This window comes from Gimesia chilikensis (assembly GCF_008329715.1).
Taxonomy (GTDB): domain Bacteria; phylum Planctomycetota; class Planctomycetia; order Planctomycetales; family Planctomycetaceae; genus Gimesia; species Gimesia chilikensis.
Map to the genome: position 1 here is coordinate 208,180 of NZ_VTSR01000001.1, position 24,925 is coordinate 233,104.

At 53.6% G+C, this 24,925-nt stretch carries 22 protein-coding genes; 10 read left to right on the top strand and 12 right to left on the bottom strand.

Features of this window, described 5'->3' with window-relative positions:
• Positions 1 to 22: 22 nt before the first annotated feature.
• Both FYZ48_RS00710 and FYZ48_RS00715 read right to left on the bottom strand, forming a co-directional pair.
• Complete coding sequence (locus tag FYZ48_RS00710) at positions 23 to 328, bottom strand: hypothetical protein (protein WP_149336499.1); 306 nt, start codon at positions 326 to 328, stop codon at positions 23 to 25.
• A gap of 28 nt (positions 329 to 356) precedes the next feature.
• Positions 357 to 1,448: a prenyltransferase/squalene oxidase repeat-containing protein gene (locus FYZ48_RS00715; protein ID WP_149336501.1), complete on the bottom strand. Its 1,092-nt coding sequence runs from the start codon at positions 1,446 to 1,448 to the stop codon at positions 357 to 359.
• Between the two features lie 178 nt (positions 1,449 to 1,626).
• Between FYZ48_RS00715 and FYZ48_RS00720 the strand changes: the two genes are divergently transcribed.
• The 4 genes from FYZ48_RS00720 (at position 1,627) to FYZ48_RS00735 (ending at position 4,689) form a co-directional block, all read left to right on the top strand.
• Complete coding sequence (locus tag FYZ48_RS00720; RefSeq protein WP_242022283.1) at positions 1,627 to 2,676, top strand: hypothetical protein; 1,050 nt, start codon at positions 1,627 to 1,629, stop codon at positions 2,674 to 2,676.
• 102 nt (positions 2,677 to 2,778) lie between these two features.
• The gene (locus FYZ48_RS00725; RefSeq protein WP_149336503.1) at positions 2,779 to 3,558 is read left to right on the top strand and encodes a hypothetical protein; all 780 of its coding nucleotides are present in this window, start codon (positions 2,779 to 2,781) and stop codon (positions 3,556 to 3,558) included.
• Complete coding sequence (locus tag FYZ48_RS29760) at positions 3,491 to 3,904, top strand: S24 family peptidase (protein ID WP_261344340.1); 414 nt, start codon at positions 3,491 to 3,493, stop codon at positions 3,902 to 3,904. The genes FYZ48_RS00725 and FYZ48_RS29760 overlap by 68 nt, the downstream gene beginning before the upstream one ends.
• A 23-nt stretch (positions 3,905 to 3,927) precedes the next feature.
• Positions 3,928 to 4,689: a hypothetical protein gene (locus FYZ48_RS00735; protein ID WP_149336508.1), complete on the top strand. Its 762-nt coding sequence runs from the start codon at positions 3,928 to 3,930 to the stop codon at positions 4,687 to 4,689.
• Between the two features lie 16 nt (positions 4,690 to 4,705).
• Here the strand turns inward: FYZ48_RS00735 and FYZ48_RS00740 are convergent, their stop codons facing one another.
• Positions 4,706 to 6,082, bottom strand: a complete 1,377-nt coding sequence (locus tag FYZ48_RS00740) for an aspartate kinase (RefSeq protein ID WP_149336510.1) — start codon at positions 6,080 to 6,082, stop codon at positions 4,706 to 4,708.
• Positions 6,083 to 6,420: 338 nt separating this feature from the next.
• Here FYZ48_RS00740 and FYZ48_RS00745 point away from each other — a divergent pair, with 338 nt between their 5' ends.
• The 4 genes from FYZ48_RS00745 (at position 6,421) to FYZ48_RS00760 (ending at position 14,135) form a co-directional block, all read left to right on the top strand.
• Positions 6,421 to 6,948: a DUF6790 family protein gene (locus FYZ48_RS00745; RefSeq protein WP_149336512.1), complete on the top strand. Its 528-nt coding sequence runs from the start codon at positions 6,421 to 6,423 to the stop codon at positions 6,946 to 6,948.
• Positions 6,949 to 6,981: 33 nt separating this feature from the next.
• Positions 6,982 to 7,287, top strand: coding sequence for a hypothetical protein (locus tag FYZ48_RS00750; protein ID WP_149336514.1), 306 nt, complete (start codon positions 6,982 to 6,984; stop codon positions 7,285 to 7,287).
• Between the two features lie 45 nt (positions 7,288 to 7,332).
• Entirely contained in the window at positions 7,333 to 9,711 is a 2,379-nt protein-coding gene (locus FYZ48_RS00755) for a hypothetical protein (RefSeq protein WP_149336516.1), read from the top strand.
• 290 nt (positions 9,712 to 10,001) lie between these two features.
• Complete coding sequence (locus tag FYZ48_RS00760; protein WP_149336518.1) at positions 10,002 to 14,135, top strand: PAS domain-containing hybrid sensor histidine kinase/response regulator; 4,134 nt, start codon at positions 10,002 to 10,004, stop codon at positions 14,133 to 14,135.
• 10 nt (positions 14,136 to 14,145) lie between these two features.
• Here the strand turns inward: FYZ48_RS00760 and FYZ48_RS00765 are convergent, their stop codons facing one another.
• Genes FYZ48_RS00765 through FYZ48_RS00795 form a run of 7 tightly spaced genes read right to left on the bottom strand, consistent with a single transcriptional unit; the run spans position 14,146 to position 20,787 of the window.
• Entirely contained in the window at positions 14,146 to 15,255 is a 1,110-nt protein-coding gene (locus FYZ48_RS00765; protein WP_198422164.1) for an SAM-dependent methyltransferase, read from the bottom strand.
• Positions 15,252 to 16,046 (bottom strand): DUF1295 domain-containing protein, encoded by a 795-nt coding sequence (locus FYZ48_RS00770; protein ID WP_149336520.1) that lies wholly within the window; start codon positions 16,044 to 16,046, stop codon positions 15,252 to 15,254. The genes FYZ48_RS00765 and FYZ48_RS00770 overlap by 4 nt, the downstream gene beginning before the upstream one ends.
• Positions 16,043 to 17,353, bottom strand: coding sequence for an SAM-dependent methyltransferase (locus FYZ48_RS00775; RefSeq protein WP_149336522.1), 1,311 nt, complete (start codon positions 17,351 to 17,353; stop codon positions 16,043 to 16,045). The genes FYZ48_RS00770 and FYZ48_RS00775 overlap by 4 nt, the downstream gene beginning before the upstream one ends.
• Positions 17,350 to 18,147 (bottom strand): DUF1365 domain-containing protein, encoded by a 798-nt coding sequence (locus tag FYZ48_RS00780; RefSeq protein ID WP_149336524.1) that lies wholly within the window; start codon positions 18,145 to 18,147, stop codon positions 17,350 to 17,352. Before FYZ48_RS00780 ends, FYZ48_RS00775 begins: the two co-directional genes overlap by 4 nt.
• Positions 18,063 to 19,397: an NAD(P)/FAD-dependent oxidoreductase gene (locus FYZ48_RS00785; RefSeq protein WP_149336526.1), complete on the bottom strand. Its 1,335-nt coding sequence runs from the start codon at positions 19,395 to 19,397 to the stop codon at positions 18,063 to 18,065. The genes FYZ48_RS00780 and FYZ48_RS00785 overlap by 85 nt, the downstream gene beginning before the upstream one ends.
• A complete protein-coding gene (locus FYZ48_RS00790; protein WP_149336528.1) occupies positions 19,394 to 19,804 on the bottom strand; it encodes a thiol-disulfide oxidoreductase DCC family protein in 411 nt (136 codons plus the stop codon). The genes FYZ48_RS00785 and FYZ48_RS00790 overlap by 4 nt, the downstream gene beginning before the upstream one ends.
• 35 nt (positions 19,805 to 19,839) lie before the next feature.
• Positions 19,840 to 20,787, bottom strand: a complete 948-nt coding sequence (locus FYZ48_RS00795; RefSeq protein ID WP_187781810.1) for a sigma-70 family RNA polymerase sigma factor — start codon at positions 20,785 to 20,787, stop codon at positions 19,840 to 19,842.
• Positions 20,788 to 21,035: 248 nt separating this feature from the next.
• Between FYZ48_RS00795 and FYZ48_RS00800 the strand changes: the two genes are divergently transcribed.
• Positions 21,036 to 21,914, top strand: coding sequence for a MerR family transcriptional regulator (locus tag FYZ48_RS00800; RefSeq protein WP_145038519.1), 879 nt, complete (start codon positions 21,036 to 21,038; stop codon positions 21,912 to 21,914).
• A 9-nt stretch (positions 21,915 to 21,923) separates the two neighbouring features.
• Here the strand turns inward: FYZ48_RS00800 and FYZ48_RS00805 are convergent, their stop codons facing one another.
• Positions 21,924 to 23,732: an arylsulfatase gene (locus tag FYZ48_RS00805; RefSeq protein WP_149336533.1), complete on the bottom strand. Its 1,809-nt coding sequence runs from the start codon at positions 23,730 to 23,732 to the stop codon at positions 21,924 to 21,926.
• 212 nt (positions 23,733 to 23,944) lie between these two features.
• Between FYZ48_RS00805 and FYZ48_RS00810 the strand changes: the two genes are divergently transcribed.
• On the top strand, positions 23,945 to 24,406 hold the full coding sequence (locus FYZ48_RS00810) for a VOC family protein (RefSeq protein WP_149336535.1): 462 nt from the start codon (positions 23,945 to 23,947) through the stop codon (positions 24,404 to 24,406).
• A 10-nt stretch (positions 24,407 to 24,416) separates the two neighbouring features.
• Here FYZ48_RS00810 and FYZ48_RS00815 read toward each other — a convergent pair whose 3' ends face one another.
• On the bottom strand, positions 24,417 to 24,782 hold the full coding sequence (locus FYZ48_RS00815) for a cupin domain-containing protein (protein ID WP_149336537.1): 366 nt from the start codon (positions 24,780 to 24,782) through the stop codon (positions 24,417 to 24,419).
• Positions 24,783 to 24,925: the final 143 nt, after the last annotated feature.

The window sequence follows — 24,925 nt, forward strand, 5'->3', positions numbered from 1 at the left end:
ACTGTTTCCTTCCGCACGTAATCTATACCTGGTCAGGCCAGTCAAATCGTCGCAGGCCCTGCTCGCGCATCTGCTTCAACTTACGGTAAATTTGAGACGAGCCAATCTGTACTTCCTTCGTATAGAAAAAGAACTCCCATTCCGGGGGATCACCGGTTTTCAACAGTTGTTTGAATTTTTCGATACGCGGGGATGACAGTTTCCCGGCAGCGGCTTCCTCTCTGGCTGAGATTTCAGCGGACACCCAGCGTGAGAGCGCCGCAGCAAACCGGCGTGCTTCTGCATCAGAAAGATCACTCAACATCAGGCTTTGAGAAAGTGTTGTCACCAGGATCTCTCCATAAGAAAAAGTCAGCTCACCGTATTGTCAGCAGAGGCACATTGCCATAAGGAAACTGTAATACAATCAGCGCCATCGCGGTCGCGTATTCATCGCCGATATTGGCGTCGTGCCAGGCGCCGCCGGTCGACTGTTGCGATAAAAGTTCCTCGCGGACCATCGGGTACCAGCGATCCCATTCCGGTTTCCCTGCCTGCCAGGCGGCGTGTGTCGCGTAGAAACGTCCATAGAAATGGTATTCTGCCAGTTGCCCCGGGGAGAGTTCCAGCGGCGGATGCGGCTGCTCTAAGTATTCCCGTCCGCGCTGCACCGCGGGATCCTGTCCCAGGCCGGCACAGGTGAGTGCCACCACCGCGGCCGCCGAGCGGGGAAACAGTGATTCGGGAGGATCGTCCAGGCGATATCGGAAACCGCCGTCCTCGTTCTGAGCCCGCTTGAGAAAATCGACACTCCGCTCTATTGCTTCCCGAGGCACGCCGATGCCCGCCTGCCTGGCCGAGAACAGGGCCAGCAGCTGGCAGGTCGTGATCGACACATCCGCATCTTTGGGGTCGGACGTATAACTCCAGCCCCCCTGCTCATTCTGTAAATTCAGAATCAACTCTGTCGCCGCTTTCAAAGCCTCTCGGATTTGGGGATCGTATGATTCGCCAAAGACCTGTCCCAGGAACAGCGTTGCGAATCCGTGACCATACAGCGTCGCGTGCGTGCGGACCTCTGCTTCCACGATGAATCCATTCTCCTGAGCACTGCCAAGCAGGTAACGAATGCACTCCTGAATCGCGCGACGATACGGGCCGGTCATGCCGCGGTGTGCAAGAAATGCGGTCCCCGCCAGTGCGCAGACTCCCACGTTCCGCGCATACGAACCCCAGCTGCCAAATCCGCCATCCGCGACCTGCCGGGATGCGAGCCATTTCAAGCCGCCTTCAATGGCTGCCTGTGTCTGCGGGGTGACATGCTCTGGAGACGCAGGTAGCCCCGCCTGCAGCGGAGTTCCATGCCACCAGTGGCGCAGAACCGCCAGGGTGCTGCCCAGTGCAGCTCCCAGCACTCCGCGACGGGACAACTCGGATTCGGACGGTGATTCAGATTCGCGCGCTGCCATTCGTGATGCTAACTTTCGTGGAAATTAAGATTTCTCTTTATTCTATACCGGCAAGCCACCGCGCTGCACAATTATTTGCAGGATATTCAGCAGTCCCCGAATCTCTTTGCCTGGGATCAGCAAGTCGGCTATGATCGAGGCCTGCCCCATCCCTTTCCTGATCTAAAAGGAATGTGAATTGCCTGATTCAATGAAAAATCATGTTTTGAGAAAAGGCCTGCTCTGTTGCCTGTGTCTTCTGATAGCACACGCTCTGATAGATCCGTCGATCAGCAACGCAGAAGAACCCGCTCCGATCCGGTTCCTGAAAACCTGGGGACAGCAGGGAGATCAGCCGGGCGAGTTCCATTTTCCGATCGATATTGTGATTAACGCTCAAGATGAAATTTATGTGACCGATCACCTGAATGACCGCGTGCAGAAATTCGATCGTACAGGCAAGTTGTTGGCACAGTTTCCCGTGCTTCCCAATCCGGGTGGGCTCGCGCTCGACAAACAGGGAAACCTAATTGTCTCGCACATCGTAGCTTCGGGATCAAGCAAGCATAAAATCGGCGATCGGATTTCGATCTATTCACCTCAAGGTAAGCTCATTCGCCAATGGGGGAAGCCAGGGAAAGGACCGGGAGAATTCAACTGCCCGGGAGGCATCGCGGTGGCGGACAACGGCCGCATCTATGTCGCCGACCAGACCAACCACCGGGTACAGGTCTTTGAACCCACGGGCCAGTTCCTGTTTGCATGGGGTAAGTATGGCAGTCAGCCGGGTGAATTCGGCGGCAAGGCGACGCCCAACTCTCGAGTCGGTGGTCCGCAGTTCCTGGCCTTCGATTCCGAGGGAAACCTCTGGACGACCGAAGGAGCCAACTGCCGTGTCCAGCAGTTTACAGCGGATGGAAAGCTGCTCCAGCACTGGGGGACAGACGCCGACACCCCGGGCGGACTGGGCGGTTATTTCAGCGGCTTTGGTGGTCAGCCGGTGAAAAGTCTCACCGGACCGATTGCCGTCTGTATCGACAAGAAAGATCGTCTCTGGATCTCCGCCGTCAGCGGCCGCGTACAACAGTTTTCGCCAGCAGGAAAGTATCTCCGCGGCTGTGGCGAAAAACAGGGAACGGCTGCAGGTGAATTCTACGCCCCCCACGGAATGGCGTTCGACAGCCAGGGCAACCTGTATGTGGTGGATGCCTATAACCACCGCATTCAGAAGTTTGCGGTCGCACCGTGAAACGGGCCCGTAATTGCGTTGGTGGTATCAATTTCAACCATAAGCTGTATAATCAAGTACGTGCAGGCACATCGCACTCTTTTTTAAAACAGGTTTAGTCCCATGAAACTGATGCTTTTCGTATTTATGTGCCTGATTCCCGTAACGGTCCCTGCAGCGGACTGGCAGCCCCCGCAGAATCCCAATCCGCAGGAGATTCTGCAAAGCATCCGCAGTGATGTGCAGGCGAAAGACTACCAGACCGCTCTCGCCAAACACGTCTGGTTCCATGAGAACGCACTCAAACTTAATTCCGCGCTCACGGGAGTCCGGCTCTCCTTTGCTCTGGCTTACTGGGATCAATTGGCCCAGGTCTATCCCCCCGCCCTGGAAAAACTGAAAGAGATACGTGACCAGACTACAAAGCAGGTGCTGGATGGAAAGGATGTCGCGACTTCATTCCAGGAGCTGGAAGCTCTGAACCGCACGCTCGATCAAAACAACATGACGGTCGATACGTTTTTACTGCTCCACAAAGAGCATCCCGAAAAGGCAAAACTCGCATACAGGCTGGCTCAGCCGGCACTGCTCAAAGCGAAAGAGTACAAAATCTGTGGCGAGTATCTGGAACCGGAAAAATCTTACCAGATGCTGGTTCGCACAAGAGAAGCCAATCAGCAGTTAGCTAAAAACCCACAGATCGGCCCTGGCATTCTGGAGTTCTCCGATAAGCATTTCTCGAACCAGACCGCCATTCTGGTCGCCCTGCTGGTAGTCAATGACCGTCGGGAAGAAGCGCGGAGCATCGCAGAAAAGGCCCGCAAAGAGTGGGATAATGCAGACTTCCACAAAGCCCTCGATTCCGCCCTGGCCGGAACAGTGCCACCTTCGTGGCCGTATTAATTTCATTAATACCAATCAAAGCTGTAATAAAGGAGAGCCTCCCATCGGCTGGGCCACACACTATATTGAACAACTCCAGGCAGGCGAGACCGTCTCTTTTCGTCCACGGGGGAATTCCATGAAAGGGAAAATTGAATCCGGGCAGCTCTGCACGGTCGCCCCCGTTGAGGAAGACGAACTCCAGAAGGGAGACATTGTGCTCTGTAAAGTGAATGGCAGTCAGTACCTGCATCTGATCAAAGCCATCCAGGGCAAACGCTTTCAGATCGGCAATAACATCGGTCGGATCAATGGCTGGATTTCGTTTCAATCTATTTATGGTAAACTGATCCAGGTAGAACCCTGACCTGTATTGCGAGGAACGTGAGCATGACCGACACTTCCGCAGATGATTTCGAGAACTGGCAGCCTCCCGACGATTGGTCGTCGCGGGATGTTCTCAGAGCAGCCCAGGCAGACCGGCGTGCGGGTCGCTATGCGGCAGCGCTGGTCAAGCATGTCTGGTATCATCAGAATGAACCGGGCAATGTAATACGACTGTCATTTGCGCTGTCCGACTGGCGGGAACTGGCAAACGTTTATCCCCCTGCCCTGCAAAAGCTCAAGGAATTTCGCGATCAGGCGAAAGAAAATCTGTTGAACAGCAACAATGTCACTCACTCATTTTCCGATTTCGAACGCATCAATCGAAAGCTGGACGAAGCGCAGTTATCAGTGGAACTGTTTCTCTGGCTGGATAAACACCGCCCTGAACTGGCGCAAAAGTGTTATATCTATGCCGAGTCACCGTTGATTCGCGCGGGTGAGTATCAGGTATGCGGGAAATATATTGATCCTGAACATACTCTGGAAATCCAGCTGATGTCTTGGGATATTATGCGGAAGCAGCCTTCTCATACGAATCTGCCACAAAAGCTTAATCAGAAATCACGATTCGATTTTCGGAATCATGGCGTGCTCAGTCTGGGAATGTGCCAGCAATTCGCTGTCCTGATAGCTCTGTTAATCCACAATGATCGCAGTCCCGAAGCGCGGGCCTTTGCAGGCCGTGTGCGCTACGAGTTTAACGATCAGGTGCTGAATGAACTGGTGGCGGAAGCCCTGGAGGGACAGTTCCCTCCGGGATACTGAAGCAGGCAGACCGGCCTCAAGCGCGGGTGTCGCTGATCAGCACGCGATACAGAATGTTCAAGGCATCGTCGGCAACCGCCTGGCTGACGCCGATATGGAAACAGATCTGTGAGGGACTCTGGTCGATCATTTCGATCGGAATATGGTGCTCACCCAGCGCGTTGATCGCATCGACCAGCGGATACGAGTTGCGTTTGAGCCCCAGTCCGACCGGTGTGATCACCGACAGATTGTAGACCACGTCCATAAAATCGGGCTTGAGCTGTTTTTCAATGGCCCGCCGCAGGTCGTTGATGCTCCCTTTGAGGTCGTCCTGTTTGACCAGAACGGCGATGTCGTCTTTATCGGTCGGATAATGGTAGGTGTTGATCCCGTAACTCTGGAAGATCGTCAGCAGCGTCGCGGTGAAGCCGACCTCTTCGCAGAGCATGTCCTTCTCCAGGTAGATGTAGGCCATGTTGTCCAGCCGGGCGATGCCGACCACACCCTCTTCCGGCACGCGCTCGTTGAGAATCTGCGTACCTGCGGCTTCCGGGTGATTTGTATTGCGGACGTGAATCGGGATTTTGCGTTTGCGGCAGTTGAGCATCGCATCGAGATGAAAGACATTGACTCCCTTGGAGGAGAGCAGACGGATCTCTTTGAACGTCAGGCGGGGAATCGCCCGGGCAGCAGAGATGATGCGGGGGTCGGATTCGAGCACGCCGCTCACGTCGGTCCAGTTTTCGTACTTGTCGCCATCGATCGCGTAGGCAATTTCGCCTCCGGTCAAATCGGAACCACCTCGGGAGAAGACAGCGATCTCTCCTGCTTCAGTCACCCCGTAAAAGCCGGGGATGACGGTGACCATGTCGGTCTCTTCCTGATCGAGGACGGCGATATTTTCATAGGCAGGTTCTTCCACCTTGGCATCGAGATAACTGTCGGTCACCAGGAAGCCAAATTCTTCGGGCAGACAGGCCCGGGCTTCCATGCCTTTTCTTTGGAAATACCGCGCGATGATCCGGGCATTGTAGTGCTCGCCCCGCGAAGCAAGGAACGCGATCCGTTTATCGCCATCCAGGTTCGGCTCCAGATCGGTTTTCAGCGACTCGATCAGGTCGTTGCCTTCGATCTCCAGGTCGGAGATGATGCCGCTGAAGCGATCGATGACCGCCTGTTTGCTCTCGGTTGCAGAAATCGATTTACGGGAGTCGCGAAAGTGCTGCCCCCGGGTCGCGATGTTGAGCAAATGATCGGTGATCTTTTCTTCGTTTTTCTGGACTCGCCCCGGAGCCGAGACCACCACAAACCGTCGCTGGGGATTGTCGGCGACAATGCGACGGACTTTTTCGATTTGAGTAGCGTTCGCTACGGAACTTCCACCAAATTTACAGACTACACTGTTTGTCATATTGTATGTTCCCCCCTGTTTTGTGAGTTCTCACCCGGCGGGCTTCAATGCAGCCTGCACGCGGTGAACAAACTCGGGGGGCTTCCTCGTGGCTTCCTCTTCGTTTTTCAATCAGATTGAATATAATTTTTCTTAAGTAACTGTGATATTTATGCTTAGCTCGCATTCTCAGTCACATTCCTCACTGCCTGATTCCTGCGAAATCGCTTTTGATTTCTCAAAAACCAGGGTGTTGCTTAGCAACCCTAATGGAATAGCCGATAGATAACAACTGTATAAATGCTGAGACGATGTAAACTAACGTGATTATCACAACTTTCTCCAACAGAGAGTGATCTATGGGTAAGCTGATTCAATTCGTCATGGAAAATTTTACGCTCACCTTTCTGATCCTGGGGCTGATCGTTTCCGGATTTTCTCTCTTGAGAAAACCGAGACCATTGTCACGAGCGAACATTGTTGAGTCCCTGTTTGCCTGGTTTCTATTCTTTTCCATAGGCTGTTCTTTCTTCTATAACTTCATCATGCATTCGTTCTTTGGCGAGATGGCTGCCAGTTTCATTGGCTGGTCCCAGAGTCCGTTTCAGTTTGAAGTCGGGACCGCCAGTCTGGGTTATGCTGTAGTGGGCTTTCTGGCGTTCCGGGGCAGCCTGGGCATGCGGGCCGCAGCGGTGGTCGGGCCGTCGATGTTTCTACTGGGCGCTGCGGGCGGACACGTCTACCAGATGATCACAGTACATAACTTTGCTCCCGGGAATGCCGGGCTGATCTTTTACACGGACATCCTGCTGCCCATCATCGGTTTTGTCCTGCTGGGCATGCAGTATCGTTGTCAGCGCAGGGAACAGACTGAGTCCCCGACTTAAATTGACTCTTCCCGGAATGAAGAAGCGATCGTGATGGAAATCGACATTGAGCAGGAACTGGCTGGAAAGAATCCAGCACGTGTGGCACCACAGGTTCGGAAACAGATTCGCATTCAGCAACTACGCGTCCGCAGTCACCTGATCATGGCATTCGTGTCTGCAGGAATCTTCAGCCTGCATCTGCTTTTGGATTGGATCCCCCTCTGGGTAGCCGTCTGTGCCCTGATTGTGTTTCCCATATCACTACTCTGCCTGTATGGCGATGGACGTTTACTCAAATACCAGCAGCAGAAATTGACCTTGATTGAAGAAATCCTGAAATCACGGGGAAAACAGTAAGAACCCGCTGATCCTCTCTGCTATAACAGACGTTAGTCTTTCCATATGCAAAGCGTTTCAGCGGAAACAGACCGGCAAAGAAAATCAAAATGGCCCCGGCTGATCTTGTGCGTGGTCATCGTAGTGCTCAGCCTGCGCCTGGTTATTGTCGTCAGCGGGTCCCCTTCAGGCTGGCATTCACTGTGGCATGACTGGAAAGCGGAAGCCTGGCGTCTGCTGGGGCAAACGACGTCGGTCAGCGAGGAACTTCCCGAGGAACAGGCGCAATACTGGTTGCAGCAGGTTGAGCAAATCCCCGCAACCCGGACCGATGCCCAGGTCGCGCTAGGGGCAGCCTGGATGCTCACCGAGCCGCAGTACGGATTCCTCAAGCGGGACATTCTAAGCACCGAAGACGCTAAGCAGCTCTCTGAAAATCTGTTTGAACTCAGGAATCGGGCCGAAGCAGAGTATCAGGCTCTGTGTCGCGATGCCTGTCTGGAACAGGCTGCGATCGCCACACAACTTGCCCCGGAAGATGTCGATTTCTGGAGACAGCGCGCGTTACTGCTGTTTGCGCTGAGCGATGAATCAGAGTGGGAACCGTCCACCGAGGACTGGCTGTCGCTGCTGGCTGAGTGTGCGGTCCACGATCCGGAGAATGCACTCTACGACTACCTCGCAGCGATCAGGTTCTATCAGCAGTCCGCCGAACCGGTCTGGGATGACGACTATCGTCTGACTCTAAAAATTGCGAATCCCAAAATCTATGCACAGGCTAAGCAACGACTGGAAGCGGGACAGAAAAAACCAACCCTGGATGTGGGAGCGATTACCTGGTCGGCTACCCTGGCCTTTTTAGAACAGACATCACTCCCGCGGGGCGAACAGATCAAAGCGGCAGAAGGGCAGAATGCCATTTATCCGGCAGAAATGATTGTCATTCGACTGCTACGCTGGTTGGACAATGCCTGCAAATCCGATCTGCGGCAAAAAAAGTACGCCGCAGTGATACGGAATGCAGACCGTGAACTGCGGATCGCAGTGCAATTGACGGGCCGTGATAATCTGTATGAACTTACAATATTTAAATACAGCTTCCACACTTTGGGACTGGGACATTCATTCCAGGTACTGCAGACACATCCGGAGTCCTTCACTCCTGAGGAAGCAGCCAAACTGAAGCAGGATCTGCATCAGGCCTGGCTGCAGCGGAAGCTCTTTATGGAAGCCCTGAACCGTTATCATGCTCAGCAGGACGCACAACCCGCATTTGAGGCGCCCCTCGCAACAACGCTTGCTGAACTCAGTCAACCTTTTATTCTCTTGTTGTTTCTACTGTCGTTGTTGCTGGAGCTGACAGTTCGTTGGGTTGGCTGGCATGAAACTGATACCGCGCCTCGACCGGGATGGTGGCGAACCCTGGTTGCCTGGTTTTCTGGAGTGAGTTTGAGCCTGTTTCTCTGGGGAGTAATCCCGGCGGGGGTCCTTCCGGAACGTGTCTGGAACATCCTGCTGCTGACTCTCGGTTGGGGCAGTCTGATTCTGATATTAACCTTTTCTCTGCGAATGATCCGTAAGCGAGGAAATATTACCTGGATCCCATTAATTTCGCTGCTGCTGGTTCTCTTGCTTCCTGTCCTGATCTGTTTTCAATTTAGCCCCCTGCAGACAATCGTGGAACAGTCCTGGCTACACGCTTCCCTGGCATTGTTCATCCCGGTTTCACTGCTGCTCGCCGTTCTTTATGGAACGGCGGTCTTCATCGTGATTCGTTTTTTATGTTCCCCCGGGTGGTCTGCACGTCGCAAGCTGACTGTCTGTGGTCTCGTTTTCCTGGTCACTCTATTGATCGTTCCCGCTGGTTCTATGGTTTTTCGAGGCTCAATGAATCCCGCAGAAATACAAGCCTGGTTCGGCAGTGATATTTCCATGGATGATGAGAATCCATTTCTCGCGCTGGCCGCCCGGAACCGGCAACCGCAAAAACAGATCCCCACATGGATCTGGATTTATCCGCAGTGGACGTCACATCATGGAGAAGGACTCGCCGTCCTGCTGTCTCTGTCAATTCTACTCAGTTGGTCTCTCCTGTGCCGGGCACGTTTGTCGAATGCCTCGGATTCGCAGATCTGGCAAAAGGGAATTCTCCTGCTGAGGCGTTCCAGCCTGGTCGCCCTGCTGGTTGTGACATTGGTCTATCTGGCTGCCCTGCCCTCTGTGATCAAGGCGGAAAACAAGGATTACCAGAAACGATCGCAGGCTCTGCTCAACCTGCTGGAACCCCTGCAGGAAGTGGATCGGATCCAGGCGGAGATCAAACAGGAACCGGAACAAATGCAGTCATTTGAGCTGCAAATTAAAGAGATTGAACAGCAGTTGATTGAAGAGGCCGACCGGACTGTAAATTCGTCTCCACAAGGAGAGTTGAAACCACTCGAATAACAGTATGGCTGCTTGATCCAGCTTTGATGTAACCGCTCGGGAACGAATACTCTCTTTCTTCTGGCTCATATCTCATGCATCGATCATAACGATTCTGCTGCCATCCGCTGCGTGAGGAATTTCCCTGCAACTTGAGGGAAGCCTGCGGTTTTTCACTCACCTGCAATCTTCCTGACCTAGATTTCAATGGTCGTTGATACGTCCCGTGGGGATCCGATCACCTGCCTGCAGCGATTTTGTCTGGCACTTCAGAATCGCCGGCTCTTCTCTTTCCAGTATGAGATTAGATTATGCGTCCGGAAACTGTACTCAAAGTTCGCGCCAGAAAACTCTGGATTCTCTGCCTGTTATGTGCACTGCTGCCGGGGATGATGGCCTCTGCAATCGCTGCCGAAACAACTGCGCCCGCGACTGCGAAAAGTTGCTCTGGCGGTCATTGTGCGCAAGCAGCTGCCAAACCAGAGCTGCAAGCCGAAGGGCCGGTTACGTTTTTCTCGAAACTGTTCGACACCAACGATTACCCGCAGCGCTGGTATTGTGGTACCTGGTCGAGTGATGTGGGCTGGCTGCATATCCTGTCTGACATTGCCATCTTCGGTGCCTATTTCACCATTCCGGTGATGCTGCTCTACTTCCTGTTACAGCGCAAAGATCTGCCTTTCCCGCGAATTATCTGGCTGTTTGCCGCTTTTATTCTGTTCTGCGGTTTTGGACATCTGATTGAAGCGGGCATCTTCTGGTGGCCTGTTTACCGTTTTTCCGGGTTGATTAAGGCCAGTACCGCGATCGTCTCCTGGATTACGGTCTTCGTATTAATCCGTCTGATTCCCGAGGCACTCAAACTTCCTTCCGCGGCGCTGTTAGGTACGAAGCTGCAGGAAAGCCAGGAACGGCTGGATTATGCGCTGGAAGCGGGACAGATCGGCGTCTGGGAACTCGATCTGAAAACCAACCTGCTTAACTGGGACCGGCGGACGCGGGAGATGTTCGATGTACATCCTGAGCAAACAGAACTGCGCTTTGAAGATTTCAGCAAACGACTGCATCCCGCTGACAGGGAACGTGTCGAAACCTGTTTTAATCACAGCGTCGATACCGGCACTCCTTACAGTTGTGAATATCGCGTGATTTACCGGGATGGCTCGGTACATTACATCTATGCTCAGGGGCATGCCGTCTTTGATGAAATTGGTGAGCCGAAATTGTTTGTCGGCGTCTGCCATGATTTCACAGATCAACAGATCCAGAAAAATGCCCTTTCCGAAAGTGAGCAGAACTATCGCAGCACCTTTGAGCAGGTCGCGATGGGAATCGCTCATGTGTCTCCCGATGGTCGCTGGCTGCGGTTCAATCAAGGATTGTGCGATCTGCTGGGCTACACAGATCAGGAGCTGCTGGATCAGAACTGGCAGGACCTCACTCACCCGGACGATCTGGATGCAGACCTCGTCCAGGTCTCGAAATTACTGGCAGGTGAAATCGACTCCTACTCGGTTGAAAAACGATACCTTACACAGGATCAAGCGGTTGTCTGGACTAATATGACTGTTTCACTGGTCCGTCTGCCAACCGGAGAACCACGGCACTTCATCTTCCTGATCGAGAATATCCAGGGGCGCAAAGAAGCCGAAAAAGCATTACAGATGTATCACCAGAAAGTCAAAAAACTGTCCCTGGTCGCCAGTAAAACCAAGCATTCGGTGATCATCTCCGACGCCCAGGGTTATATAGAATGGGTTAATGATGCCTTTACCACGCTGAGTGGTTACACGCTTAACGAGGTGATGGAACAGCACCTCTGTGATATATTACGGGGCCCGGAAGCGAACTCAGATACGATTGCCAGCATCAGAGACAGCCTGCAGAAAAAAGAGAGCATCGCGACGGAAATTGTGAATTATGATCGCGACGGACGCGAATACTGGATCGAACTCAAGATCGATCCGGTACTTGATGACGATGACATCCTGCTGAACTTCATCGCCACCCAGGTTGATGTGACGGCCCGCAAACAGTCGGAGTTCGCCCTGCGGATGGCCAATTCTCAGTTCAGCAAATTGCGACAGGCCGACATCCTGGGAATCATGACCTGTCGCTTTGACGGCAGTGTCGAACAGGCAAATGATGAACTGCTCCGCATTCTGGGTTATACAACCAACGACCTGGAAGCCGGGTTGATCAACTGCCAGGAGCTGACGCCGACAGAGTGGCAGCAGCGTGATCAGGAAGTACTGCAGGAAATGCTGGAAACCGGTGCAGCAAAACCGATCGAAAAAGAATACTACCGTAAAGATGGCAGCCGCGTTCCCGTTGTGCTGGGCATGACGCGTCTGGATGAAGCGGAGGACCTCTGTCTCTGTTTCGTACTCGATGCCACCGCGCAGAAAGAGACCGAAGAAAAACTGAAAGACGCCAAACAGGCCGCGGAAGAAGCGAGCCGGGCCAAGAGTGATTTCCTGGCCAATATGAGTCACGAGCTGCGTACGCCACTCAATGGAGTGATCGGCATGACAGAGTTACTGGCTGGTACAAACCTGAACCGGCAGCAGCAGGACTTCGTCGATGCCTGCCGGAACAGTGGTGAATCGCTGCTGGGCCTGATCAATGATATTCTCGACTTCTCCAAAATCGAAGCCGGCAAACTGGACCTGGACCTGCATCAGTTCGACGTCGAAAAACTGTTGATGGACACCATGAGCACCATGGTCTGGCGAGCCGCCGAGAAAAATCTGGAGCTCCCCTGTTCTATCGATCCCGCCACGCGACTGATTCTTAAGGGAGACAGTTATCGACTGCGTCAGGTACTGGTGAACCTCGTTGGTAACGCAATTAAGTTTACCGAAACCGGTGAAGTTTCCGTGCAAGCGGAAGCCATCGAACAGGAGACCGATCAGATTACGATCCGCTTCACCGTGAGTGATACGGGCATTGGTATCTCTGAAGACAAACTGGACCGCCTGTTCCAGTCGTTTACGCAGGTCGATGCTTCGACCACACGCAACTATGGCGGCAGTGGTCTGGGGCTGGTCATCTCGCGGAACCTGGTCGAATTAATGAGTGGTTCAATTGGCATCGAGAGCCAGGAAGGCACAGGTTCGACCTTCTGGTTTGAGATTCCCTTTGAAATCATCTCGCCCACTTCGGTGGCACTCCCGATCCGCTCACCGCTGGCTGGGAAACGGGCCCTGATCGTCGACGACAATCAAAAGTGCCTGCATATCCTGCACGATTTCGCCAAAGAATGGGGACTGAAAACGGACCTCGCCTGCTCGGTCGCGGAAGCACTTTCGATTCTGGAACGGGCACACGATAATCAGGAGATCATTGACCTGGTACTGACCGATCTGGAACTGCCGGACCTGAGTGGCAGGGGTCTCGCCTACGAACTCAAGGACGCAGATCCCAAAGTCATTCTGATCTCCCGTTCGCCGGAAACACATCTGAGCCAGAGTGAACTGCAGGAGAGTGGCGCTGCTGCCCTGTTACACAAACCGCTGAATCGACACAAACTGTATGAGGTGCTCTGTAACCTGTTTCAACAGGAATCCAGCCTGCCTCGCATACAGGATCTCGATACGCATCAGGAGGCTGAAGAACACGCATTGCTGTCGGCAACGACGGTTCTGCTGGCAGAGGATAACAACATCAACCAGATGTACGTTACCGAGTTGATGAAGCAGTTCGGCTGCATTTGTCATACAGCCGTCAATGGCCTGGAGGCAATCGAAGCGGTCAAACGGCACAATTACGATCTGGTCCTGATGGACTGTCAGATGCCGGAACTGGACGGACTGGAAGCCACCCGACAGATTCGTGAACTGGAGCAGACAGGAGAGCTTGAGGGACACCTCCACATTGTGGCACTCACTGCGAATGCGATCAAAGGAGATCGGGAACGCTGCCTGGAAGCCGGCATGGATGACTACATCAGTAAACCCGTGCAGAAAGCGCAGCTCAGAAAGCTGCTCGATCAGTACCATGCCAGGAAAGCATCACACCAGCATTCGATATCTGCGAAAACTGAAGCGATCGTCTCTTCTGATCGAGAAATCGACAGTGACCGCGCCATAGATACAGCTGCTTTGATGGAGCTTTGCAGCGGTAATCTGGAACTGATTGAATCGCTGCTGGATGAACTGGAATCCTCGGGCGAAACGCGTGTGGCACATATTCGCGCGCATGCAGATCAGGGCAATGCCCGAGGCGTGGCTGAAGCAGCACACTCGCTTAAGGGAGCTACCAGTATTCTGTGTGCAGCCTCCCTGCAACAGTTATCACAGGAAATTGAGCAAACCGGCACTGAGGACCACCTGGAAACCATTGATGTTTTGATCGATAAACTCTCTACCGAAATGCAACGTTGTCTGCGGGAACTTCCCCAAGTCAGAGCAGATCTGCAGGTGATGTCCGAAGCGGGCGAATAATTTCCTGGTTTTAATGCAGAGAATGTTCCGTCACTTTATCAGGAAGTGACGGGGCATCATGCTTCACGGTTGTTTTACTCAACAGATAGTGTGAGACGTACCACTCTTCGCCGGACTGATAGCCGAACAGTTCCGCGACCGCGAGGAAAAACAGACGCCAGCGCATCCACCAGCGGTGGGCCTGCTGCGTCCCATAAGTTTCTGCCAGGATCGGCAGGACTTGCGCGCTGCGCTGGTCCAGATTTTCCAGCCAGGCCTCGGAAGTCAGCTGATAGTGACGACCGTTCCAGCGCCACTGCTGTTCGACCTGCATGTCTTGCTGAAAGTGTGAAAACCAGTTATCGGCGGGCATGATTCCCCCGGTAAAGAAATGCCGGGCCATCCAGTCGTCTGCATTTTGATCACTGAATTCGTAGACATAGTTTCGATGACAGAAAATGTGCACGAAGAGTTTCCCGTCGTCGACCAGCCATTCGGAAATGCGATTTAACAGGCGGGCATAATTCCGCATGTGTTCGAACATTTCCACAGAGACCACACGATCGAACTTTTGCTCGGGTTCGAAATCGTTCATGTCAGCAGTAATCACATTGACGCGGTCTGTATAGCCGCGCTCTTGTGCCATTTGTTCGATCGCTGCCCGTTGAGAATGAGAGTTGGACACAGCGGTGATGTGACATTGAGGATACTGTTCAGCGATCCAGAGAGTCAGTGAGCCCCAGCCGCAGCCCAGTTCCAGGATCCGCATGCCATCTTCCAGTTCTGCATGCAGGCAGCTCTCTTTTAAAGCAGCGACTTCTGCTTCGTCGAGGGTCGTCACCCCTTCCGGCCAGTAACAGCAGCTGTATTTCCGCCTCGATCCAAGTACCAGCTCATAAAAAGCGGCAGGTACTTCGTAATGCTGTTCGTTCGCCTTCTCTGGAACCAGGGCAATCGGGCTCTTAAGGGCAGCCTCGACGAAAGCACGTCGATTCTCGGCATCCGCGGCCGGACTCGCCCCATCCAGGCTATCGAGCCGTTTGCTGCAGAGCCTGCGGATGGCACGCCGAACCAGACTGTCGGGGAACCAGCCCCGCTCCACGCATTCAATGGCCAGATTCACCAGCATATCAGTTTTCATATTGTCACCTGTTTTGATTTAGGAGGCCAGGGAAAGAAGGCACTCGTGGTCCGCTGATACTCGCGATAGGCTTCGCCCCGGCTCTTGATGGCCTGGGCTTCCGTTGGTGGGATCCCCGTTACATTAAGGATGAAATGCAGCATCAGGAGTGGACCGAGAATTGTCAGCCAGCCCCAGGGAGCCTGGATTGCCAGACAGACGTAGGCCCACCAGTGCAGCCATTCAAAAAAGTAATTGGGGTGCCGGGAATAATGCCAGAGTCCGCGCTGACAAACCTGCCCCGTCTGGTGAGGATCTGAACGAAACCGGGACAGCTGCTGATCGGCGATGAGTTCCCCTGAGATCGCAGCAAACCAGATCACGATTCCGAGATAATCAAGAAACCCCAGCGGTGCCATACTGCGGGCTGCCAGCAACATCGGCAGAGCAAAGAGCAGACTTCCCACCGCCTGAAGCTGATAGAACCAGAAGAGTTTCCCCTGGGCGGCGGTTCCCCATTTCTCTTTGAGGGTCTGATAACGGCCGTCTTCGGGCATGGTTAAGACGCGATAGAGAATGTAACCACTGAGTCTTAATGACCAAAGTAGAGCCAATGTCGCGACGATGATCCGCCTGGTCAAATCGCCTTCGACACTACCCCAGGCGAAGAACAGACTGAGCAAGCCGACTCCCATGCCCCAGGCGACATCAACAATGCCTGCATCCCCAGTCCGTTTCTGGAGCAACCAGAGCACTACCATGACAGCCGACATGCCTGCGCCGCCGATCAGAATCATCCACCAGGGATTCAAGCCAGCACCTCCTCTGCCTCTTTGGTCAAGTCGCGAAGTGCATGATGACGTACGAGATCGAAGCGACACGCCGGCTTGGCAAGCAGCATCTGCACCGTGTTACACTGCCGCTCCTCGAAAGCGGCTTCGCAGTAACAGAAATAATAATCCCACATGCGAATGAACGACTCGGAATAGCCTTGGGCGCGGACCGCGTCGATCCGCTCATGAAAGGCTTCCCGCCAGCAGCGGAGTGTCTGGGCATAGTGGGGAGCGATGTCTTCCAGTTGCAGGAGGCGGAAATCGGTTACCCGGGATGTTGTTTCGAGGATCGCAGCCACCGAAGGGAGGCAACCTCCCGGAAAGATGTAGCGGCGGATGAAATCCACGCTTTTGAGATATTCCTTGAACCGCTGATCCTTGATTACAATTCCCTGCAGCAACATCATGCCGTCCGGCTTGAGCAGGTCTGAGCACTTCTGAAAGTAAGTCTCGAAGAATTCGGCTCCGACCGCTTCAATCATTTCGATCGAAACCAGTTTATCGTACTGTCCTTCCAGATCGCGGTAGTCTTTCAGCAGGAGTGTCACGCGATCGGTCAGTCCGGCGGCGTCCACACGCTCGGCAGCCAGGTTGTACTGCTCCTGCGAAATGGTGGTGGTTGTCACCCGACAGCCATAATACTGGGCAGCATGCACGGCCAGCCCTCCCCAGCCCGTGCCGATCTCCAGCAGATGATCACCCGGTTTCAGATTGAGATTCCGGCAGACGCGGTCCAGCTTATTCAAAGAGGCTTCCTGCATGGTGTCTGTCTCCTGTTCGAAGACGCCGCAGGAATAGCTCATGGTATCGTCCAGGAAGAGGCGGTAAAAATCGTTCCCCAGATCGTAGTGTGCATGAATGTTGCGGGCAGCGCCGAGGCGTGTATTACGTCTGAGCCAGTGCCCGAGCCGGGCGGCACACTGTCGGAACCAGGCCATGCCCCCTTCAAAGCGATCGGTGACTTCCAGGTTGCGAATGAAGATCCGCACCAGTGCCGTCAGATTATGACAGGACCAGTCACCGTCGATCAGTGATTGTGCAATGCCCAGGCCTCCCTCAAGGACAGCCCGACGGTAAAAGCGGGGATTCTGCACCAGGACAACGGCTCGTAAGCCGGCATCCGGATCGCCGAAATGCTGCTCCTGTTCTCCATCGATGAGGGTTATCCGGCCGTGCTGCATCGACTGTAATTTCTTTAATAACAGTGTGCGGCAGGTCGTGTCCATGAGACCGGCAGACGCAGATGCGTTCCAGGTCAGTTCGGGGGATTCGTTGATGGTACTCATGAGGTCCTCGCGTTGGGCTCTGTGCCTGTAATTTGATTGTCTGTGGTCGAGAGATGTCTGGGATGGGGATAAAAGGGAACCTTCTTCCACCACAGGCGGAGTGCCTGCCAGTAGATCGCCGCGAACACGTACCAGGTCATCAGCGGATAAGTCAGCAGGACCTGCCACAGGTTGCGGGTTGTGATCTCCCGACGTTCCAGTTGCATCGTTACGTCAAATACTTTTTCACTTTCACGATAGTTATCGATATGAACGGTCAGCTTCTGCTGGGGCTCTGTCAGTTTCCAGCCATACTGCATATCCAGAGGCATGAAGGGAGAAACATGAAAAACCTTCTGCATCAACTGATCGTCCCCGTTTGCTTCCAGTTGTTTCCGCGAAATCACATAACAGTGCCGTTCTCCCCAGGGCGTGTTGTTCACTTCCGCGACGACGGTTTCCCAGTCTGTGCCTGCACGATTAAAACAGTAGTAGAAAGAGACCGGGTTCATCACAAATCCGAAATACCGCAGATGCGTGAGCAGCCGAATCGGCCCCTCGGGTCGGGGATAGCCCTGCTCTACCACAAAGTCGCGAACGCTTTCTCCCAGTGGTTGTTCCGGATCGCCCAGATGATCGGCTCTGCGAAACCGGGCCAGAGCCGGACGACGGGTAGACCAGCACCAGCGTCCCTCGAACACGGAATCGAGTTCATCCAGATCGAGGTACATCAGGTAGATTCGATTGCGAAAGCTGTGTTCGACGGGTTTAAGTCGTCTGTGTCGAACCCAGCCGGTGTAGATTCCGCTTTCCATATGTCATCTGTTTCCAGTAAATTTCGGCAGACCGCCAGGGCACTGTTGACGCCATCCTCGTGAAATCCGTTGCCCCAGTAGGCACCACAAAACGATGTATTTCGCTGATTGATCACTTCTGCGTGACGGCGCTGGGTCTCAGCCCGCTCGATCGTAAAGATGGGATGGGCATATTCGATACGACGAATGACCCTGGAAGGATCGACCCGCTCTTCACCATTGAGTGTCACACAGAACGTATGTTGCGAGTCGAGGCTCTGCAGCTGATTCATGTTGTAGGTAATGGTCGCTTTGCGATTCTCGCCGCGGGGCATGAAGTAATTCCAGCAGGCCCAGGCCCGTTCGCTACGAGGCAGAACGCTTGTGTCGGTATGCAACTGGGCGATATTCGGTTCATAGGGGAATGCGGAGAGCAGTTCGCGTTCGACCGGGTCTACGTCGCTACCGAGAATTCTTAAAGCCTGATCGCTGTGGCAGGCGAAAATCACGTGATCGAACTCTTCAGGAGCAGCGTTGACCGGAGTCACTTCCACACCTTCCGCGAGACGCCTGACAGCACGAATAGGGGTCTGTAGACGGATTGACTCTCGAAAGTCGGCGGTGATCGCTTTCACATACTGGTGTGATCCACCACAAACCACACGCCATTCAGGCAGTTCCCGGATCGCCAGGATGCCATGATTGCGGTAGAACTCCACGATGAAGCGAATTGGAAACTGTTCGAAAGTGCCTACCGGGCAGGACCAGATCGCCGACCCCATGGGGAGAAAATACTGATCGATGAATTCGCGGGAGTAGTTCTCACGCTTGAGATATTCGCCGACCGTCAAGGTATCATTATCGGAAACCAGCAGGGCCAGCGACTGCTTGTTGAAGCGAAAAATATCACTCAGAAGTTTGTAGAAGCGAGGGTTGAACAGATTCTTGCGCTGGGCAAAAAAGCCATTGAGATCAGCGCCCCGGTATTCCAGCCCGGTTCGTTCACACTTCATGCTGAAACTCATGCGGGTCGGCTGCGAAGTAATTCCCAGTCGGTCCAGCATGCGGGTGAAGTTCGGGTAAGTCTGGTGGTTAAAAACGATGAACCCGGTGTCGACGGGATGTTGCTCGCCTTCCAGATCGACTTCGATCGTGTTGGTGTGCCCGCCGATGTAATTGTTTGCTTCAAAGATTGTGACGTCGTGCTCTCGGTGTAGAAACCAGGCTGCTGTCAAACCGGAAATGCCGCTACCAATGATGGCAATTTTCATGAATGCACCTTATCTTGAGGTGACTTCACTGTGCACTGTCCCTGTTGGCAGCGCCCTGTTAATTTTAACCTGTGACGAGCAAAATGTCTGTAGAAATAATCGAGACTCTGTGAGATGCCGGGCAGGCGGGTCGGAGCCACGAGCCAACGGAGACCTATCGCAGAATACAGACGACGAAAGACTTCAACGCCACTCACCCAGGAACCGTCGGGGAGACGTCCCTGCATCTCTTCCATAAATTCTGTTAGTGTTTTTCCATAAACATCTGGATTAAAATCGTCAGCGGCAATATCGGTGAAATGAATCTTGTGGCGACGATCGAATCGCTTCAGCAGGTTGACCTCTCGCCGACAAAGCGGGCAGTCGCCATCATAGAAGGCTTCGATTTCACAGTATTCACGATCCATACTTCACCGTTCTTGTTATTGAATAAACGTTAAATTCAGCCGCCGACCAGTTCACGAATCGCATCCAGACGAGACCCTTCTGCGAGTGCTCTCAGTTTGGCTACTGCCCGCTGTTCCAGCTGACGCACCCGTTCTTTAGAGATGCCGAGTTCGTCGGCCAGCTTCTGGAAGGTCTGAATCTTGCGATGTTTGCCGAGAGCAAACCGGCTGCGGACTATAAATTGTTCCCGCTGATCGAGAGTATCGATCGTCTGCTTAAGCAGTTCGGAGAGTTCATCCCAGACTGCGCGGACCATCATCGGATTCTTCTGCTCCTGCAGTTCTTCCAGGGTACGTTCTTCACCCAGCTGTTTGAATTTGTTGCGTTCCTTGCGGCGATTGGCAATTTTGCGATACGCGTAATTCGAAATGGAGTGGTATGCGTACGTACTGAAGCGGAAACCCCGGGCATAATCGAACTTTTCGATGGCATGCATCAGTGTCAGGCAGCCGTCACTCAGTAGTTCATCAAAGCTCACACCTGGAGTCACGCATTTCTTGACGATCGAGACCACCAGTCGCATGTTACTGCGAAAGATCTGATCGCGAACCTGTTCTGCCTGTTGGAGCAGATTTACGATTCGGTCCAGTTCGCAGTGTTCGACCTCTTCCGGGTCGAGTTTGCAACGATGCATATTGGCTTTGAACTTAAGGTAGTTCATTCTGCGGAACAGATCCTGCTCGTCAGCTGCAGACAATACTTCTGAGCGACAGAGACGCGCGATTTGAGTCGAGAGTGCCCGGCTGCCCGGTTTTGTGAAGGCAGCAGTAGGAATCTCGGTGTTACTCTCAGGCAAAGGTTGCCCCAGAATAACCTCGTCCGCATCTGAATCCTGAAAGCTGGGATTCGGGATGAAATCGATTTCAGCCTGCAGAATCTTACGGGCACGTTCCGCCAGCTGCTGGGATGACTGCTTACAATGATCTTTTGAACACACTATCATTTTCATATTCCTGAAAATCGAAATTCGTTCATTTCGTCTACACCATTTATACGCATGCAGGAAAACAAAAACAACCACAAATTCGTCCAAAACGTTCATTTCGACAAAACTGAATGTATCCTGTTACTATTGAGGAACTTATAATTATGTGACTTGTCAGATTACAGTTTCCGAACTAGTATCTGTATATTGAATGTTTATGTCCTTTTTCGATAACGACCAGATCGTCCACTTCAGAATCAAGTCAAATGCACGAATTTCTGACGTCTAAACAGGTTGCCCGTGCCATCCAGGCCAGTGAATCCTCCGTCAAACGCTGGTGCGACAAAGGGGTAATCCCCACCCAGTACACTGCAGGAGGACACCGTCGGATTGCCCTGCCGGACCTGATCGAATTTTTACGTTCCAGCAAGTACGAGCTTGTACGCCCCGAAGTATTAGGCCTCCCTGCCACGACCGGACAGACCAGTCGGGTCATTGACCGTGCTGAGGAACAGCTGACCGAAGCGTTGTTGAGAGGCGAAGAAGATCTCTGCCGTCAGATCGTGCTGGACCTCTACCTGGCGGAACACAGCATCAGCGCCATCTGCGATCTGGTGATCGGTCGCTCGTTTGTGACCATCGGCGATCGTTGGGAGTGTGGAGAAGCGGAGGTCTACCAGGAACGACGAGGTTGCGAGCTGGCCCTGCGTCTGCTGCATGAATTGCGGACACTGATTCCCAATCCCCCACTTGATGCTCCCGTGGCTTTCGGTGGTGCGGTGGAAGGGGATCTCTACAGTCTGGCGACCACCATGGTTGAACTGGTGCTCCGTGACATTAAGTGGAATGCGTCTTCACTGGGAACCAACCTCCCCTTCTCCACCCTGGCCGCGGCAATCGAGCAACAGCGGCCGCGGATGTTCTGGCTGAGCGTGAGCTACATCCGTAACGAACAGGAATTCCTGCAGAACTACGCCGAACTCTATGATGAATTCGGCATGGATGTGGCCTTCGTCGTCGGCGGACGGGCTCTTAAGGAACCAATCCGGCAGCAGATGCAGTATGCCGCCTTCTGTGACAATATCCGCCACCTGGAATCATTCGCTCAGACACTGCTTAATGCCTCGGAAAAAGAACCGAAGTAGCAATTGCTCTCACTTCCGGTTCACATAGACGTAGTAAGCACCACAGATTTCCCGCCCCTGCTCATCCAGGAGCCAGGTCGTGAGTTCCAGCTGTCCGGGCTTCAATGGAGTCTCAATCGTAATCGACTCCCCATCGGCATCCGGTTTGGCCGTCGCTTCGAAACTGCCAATCTTGAGACGGCCTTTCGCGACTGGTAGCGCCACTCCTTCGGCGAGCTGCCCATCGGTTACTTTGACAGCCGGCGTACCTGCGTTCAGCTTTAATCCACTTTCACGGGGCCAGCGACGCAATTCGAATTCATAGTTGCCCACCTCGGCAATCGTCAGTTGCCAGGTACCGTTGCGGCGGATTCCACGACGCACCTGCCCCTGCTGATCGACAAAGACGTCCAGCCATTCACAGGCGGTGAGCATGGAAGGGTTCTCCGCAGCATGACCAATAATCACGCGTTGCGGCTCGGCTACGTGCGGTTGTAGCTCTTTCCACCACTGGTCGAGGTGCGCCTGCATCCGGGCGACGACATCCGGATGCTGCTCTGCCACGTTCTGTTTCTGCAGTGGATCACTGGTGAGATCATACAGTTCCCGGTTCTCCAGCCAGCGCCAGCGTTTCCAGAGGACGGCGGCTCCTTCTTTACGGGGTTTCGCGAGGAACATGTTTTTCTTATTGCCGACGATGGGCATCCGGCTGTAGTTGACGACCAGCATGCGGTCCGGCAGCGATTTGACTTCTCCCCGCAGGCGCGGCGCCAGACTGATCCCGTCCAGTCGCTGCTCAGGCAGAGGGAGCTCACAGAGCTCGGCCAGCGTGGGGAGCAGATCCTGGACGTGGGCCAGATCATTCAGGTCGCGCGCCGGGCCCAGCTTACCGTGTGGCCAGCGGATGAAACAGGGAACACGATGGCCGCCTTCCCAGAGCGTCACCTTCCTGCCACGCATGCCAGCGTTAAAGTAATCAGGGCCCATCGTACTGCCGTTATCGGTGAGAAAAATGACGATCGTATCGTCGCGCAGTTTCGATTCGCTCAAAAACTGATCCAGCTTGCCGATGTTTTCATCAATGTTAGCGCACATCGCGAGGTAACTGATGAGTGCTTTTTTACGCTGGGGTTTGAGATGTTGCACGACCTCGGGATGCTCCCGGAGTGCTGCTTCGACTGGTCGCCGATAATGATCGGGAACATACAGAGGTCCGTGGGGTGCATTCAGAGGCAGGTAGGCAAAAAACGGGAGGGATTCATCACGAGTGCGGATCCAGTTCTGCATTTCACGAAAAAAGACATCCGTGCAATAGCCGGTCTGCTTTACGCGGTGTCCGTTGTGCAGATAGGTATCATCAAAATAATCGTTGATCCAGTAGTCGGGTACCGCGCTGATGTGTGATGAGGGAAACCAGAGTGTTTCCTGGAAGCCACGATCCTGTGGACGATAGGGATAATTGTCACCCAGATGCCATTTCCCGAACATGCCGGTGCGATAACCGGCCGCCTGAAACTGGTCGGCCATGGTCTGGAGTTCGGGCCTGAGCAGCGTCCGCCCGCTGCTGACATTCATGGCGGCATTGCGAAACGCGTCCTGCCCGGTCATCAGCTGCCCCCGGGTCGGGGTACACATCGGGGCGACGTGAAAGTCGGTCAGACGGACACTGTCAGAGGCCAGCTGATCGAGGTGGGGAGTTTTGAGCAGGGGATTTCCGTGACAGGAAAGTTCACCGTAACCCTGGTCATCGCTCATAATCAGGATCACATTGGGTTGACCGGCGGCCAGAACCGGATTGAGGCCTGAAAACAGCCACAGAGTGATGAGCAGCAGTCGCATCTGTTATTCCCCTGATTTTCGCATAAGGGTAAGAGTCCACCTGATAAAAACACTTATTTTCAAGTGTTTTTGACAGGGGGAAAATAGTTTACATGAATTGCTATTCCTGAAACAGATTCCATTGTATAATGCCCTCAACAACGGTTCAAACACAGTCTTTGCACGTGGGTCCTGTCTCGCCTCCAGTCCCCAGTATTTCAGGAGAAGTTTTGATGGCACCCCACTATATCCCCGATGGCTATCATGCAGTTACTCCGTATCTGCTGGTAGAAGGGGCAGCGAGACTGATTGAGTTCGTGACACTCGTATTCGATGCAACAACCGAGCTGATTTCGTACCATGAAGACAAAATCGGCCATGCTACGCTACGAATCGGGGATTCTACGGTTGAACTGGCCGACGCCTGCGAAGAATGGGGGCCCACCTCCGCAGCTCTGCATGTTTATGTACCAGATGTCGATCTCACCTACCAGAGAGCCTTGGAAGCAGGCGCTTTAAGCCAGCGCGGACCGGCAGATCAGTTCTACGGTGAGCGGAGTGCCTCGGTGAAGGATCCGTTCGGAATTCAATGGCATATCGCCACCCAGACGGAAGTGCTCTCCAAAGAAGAGCTGCTCCGCAGGGCTGACGAATTCAAACTGCTGCAAAGCCAGCAGCAGCAACACCAACAGTAATCTGACGTGATCAGTTTTCGTCTGACTCTGTCGGAATGTACTTGTTATACAGTTCCGCGTAGTCTTCACGGACCGGGCTGAATACATCCAGCACTACGGCAGGTCCATCAACGGCAACCGCCTGGTGGGGAGTATTAGGGGGAATAATGAACATCGCCCCTGCTTCGACAGTTCGCACTTCATCCCCCATTGTCAGTTCCAGCCGGCCTTTGAGCAGCATTCCGCCCTGCTCGTGTGGATGATGATGCATGGGCACAATGGCCCCTTCATCCATTTCCAGGTAAGACAGCATCAGATTTTCCCCGAAAGGGGTCCGCATTTTACAGCCGGGCAGGACTTCCAGGGGCTTGACGGAATCGATATCAATAAAGGGCATTATTTCGGAACTCCTTTGCATGAGAGTGGTTTCCGCCTCACAATGATGGCAGTCACTTCAAGTTAAAGAAATGATTTGAGAATTGATAGTCTGACGAACCTGAGAAGCGAAACCGCTGTCAGATCTGAATGTACATTCCGCCC

Bases quoted from the DNA above. Each gene is read 5' to 3' on its own strand.
- FYZ48_RS00715 (WP_149336501.1), bottom strand. From the start codon at position 1,448: ATGGCAGCGCGCGAATCTGAATCACCGTCCGAATCCGAGTTGTCCCGT.
- FYZ48_RS00725 (WP_149336503.1), top strand. From the start codon at position 2,779: ATGAAACTGATGCTTTTCGTATTTATGTGCCTGATTCCCGTAACGGTC.
- FYZ48_RS29760 (WP_261344340.1), top strand. From the start codon at position 3,491: ATGCAGACTTCCACAAAGCCCTCGATTCCGCCCTGGCCGGAACAGTGC.
- FYZ48_RS00735 (WP_149336508.1), top strand. From the start codon at position 3,928: ATGACCGACACTTCCGCAGATGATTTCGAGAACTGGCAGCCTCCCGAC.
- FYZ48_RS00740 (WP_149336510.1), bottom strand. From the start codon at position 6,082: ATGACAAACAGTGTAGTCTGTAAATTTGGTGGAAGTTCCGTAGCGAAC.
- FYZ48_RS00745 (WP_149336512.1), top strand. From the start codon at position 6,421: ATGGGTAAGCTGATTCAATTCGTCATGGAAAATTTTACGCTCACCTTT.
- FYZ48_RS00750 (WP_149336514.1), top strand. From the start codon at position 6,982: ATGGAAATCGACATTGAGCAGGAACTGGCTGGAAAGAATCCAGCACGT.
- FYZ48_RS00755 (WP_149336516.1), top strand. From the start codon at position 7,333: ATGCAAAGCGTTTCAGCGGAAACAGACCGGCAAAGAAAATCAAAATGG.
- FYZ48_RS00760 (WP_149336518.1), top strand. From the start codon at position 10,002: ATGCGTCCGGAAACTGTACTCAAAGTTCGCGCCAGAAAACTCTGGATT.
- FYZ48_RS00765 (WP_198422164.1), bottom strand. From the start codon at position 15,255: ATGAAAACTGATATGCTGGTGAATCTGGCCATTGAATGCGTGGAGCGG.
- FYZ48_RS00775 (WP_149336522.1), bottom strand. From the start codon at position 17,353: ATGAGTACCATCAACGAATCCCCCGAACTGACCTGGAACGCATCTGCG.
- FYZ48_RS00780 (WP_149336524.1), bottom strand. From the start codon at position 18,147: ATGGAAAGCGGAATCTACACCGGCTGGGTTCGACACAGACGACTTAAA.
- FYZ48_RS00785 (WP_149336526.1), bottom strand. From the start codon at position 19,397: ATGAAAATTGCCATCATTGGTAGCGGCATTTCCGGTTTGACAGCAGCC.
- FYZ48_RS00790 (WP_149336528.1), bottom strand. From the start codon at position 19,804: ATGGATCGTGAATACTGTGAAATCGAAGCCTTCTATGATGGCGACTGC.
- FYZ48_RS00795 (WP_187781810.1), bottom strand. From the start codon at position 20,787: ATGATAGTGTGTTCAAAAGATCATTGTAAGCAGTCATCCCAGCAGCTG.
- FYZ48_RS00800 (WP_145038519.1), top strand. From the start codon at position 21,036: ATGCACGAATTTCTGACGTCTAAACAGGTTGCCCGTGCCATCCAGGCC.
- FYZ48_RS00805 (WP_149336533.1), bottom strand. From the start codon at position 23,732: ATGCGACTGCTGCTCATCACTCTGTGGCTGTTTTCAGGCCTCAATCCG.
- FYZ48_RS00810 (WP_149336535.1), top strand. From the start codon at position 23,945: ATGGCACCCCACTATATCCCCGATGGCTATCATGCAGTTACTCCGTAT.
- FYZ48_RS00815 (WP_149336537.1), bottom strand. From the start codon at position 24,782: ATGCCCTTTATTGATATCGATTCCGTCAAGCCCCTGGAAGTCCTGCCC.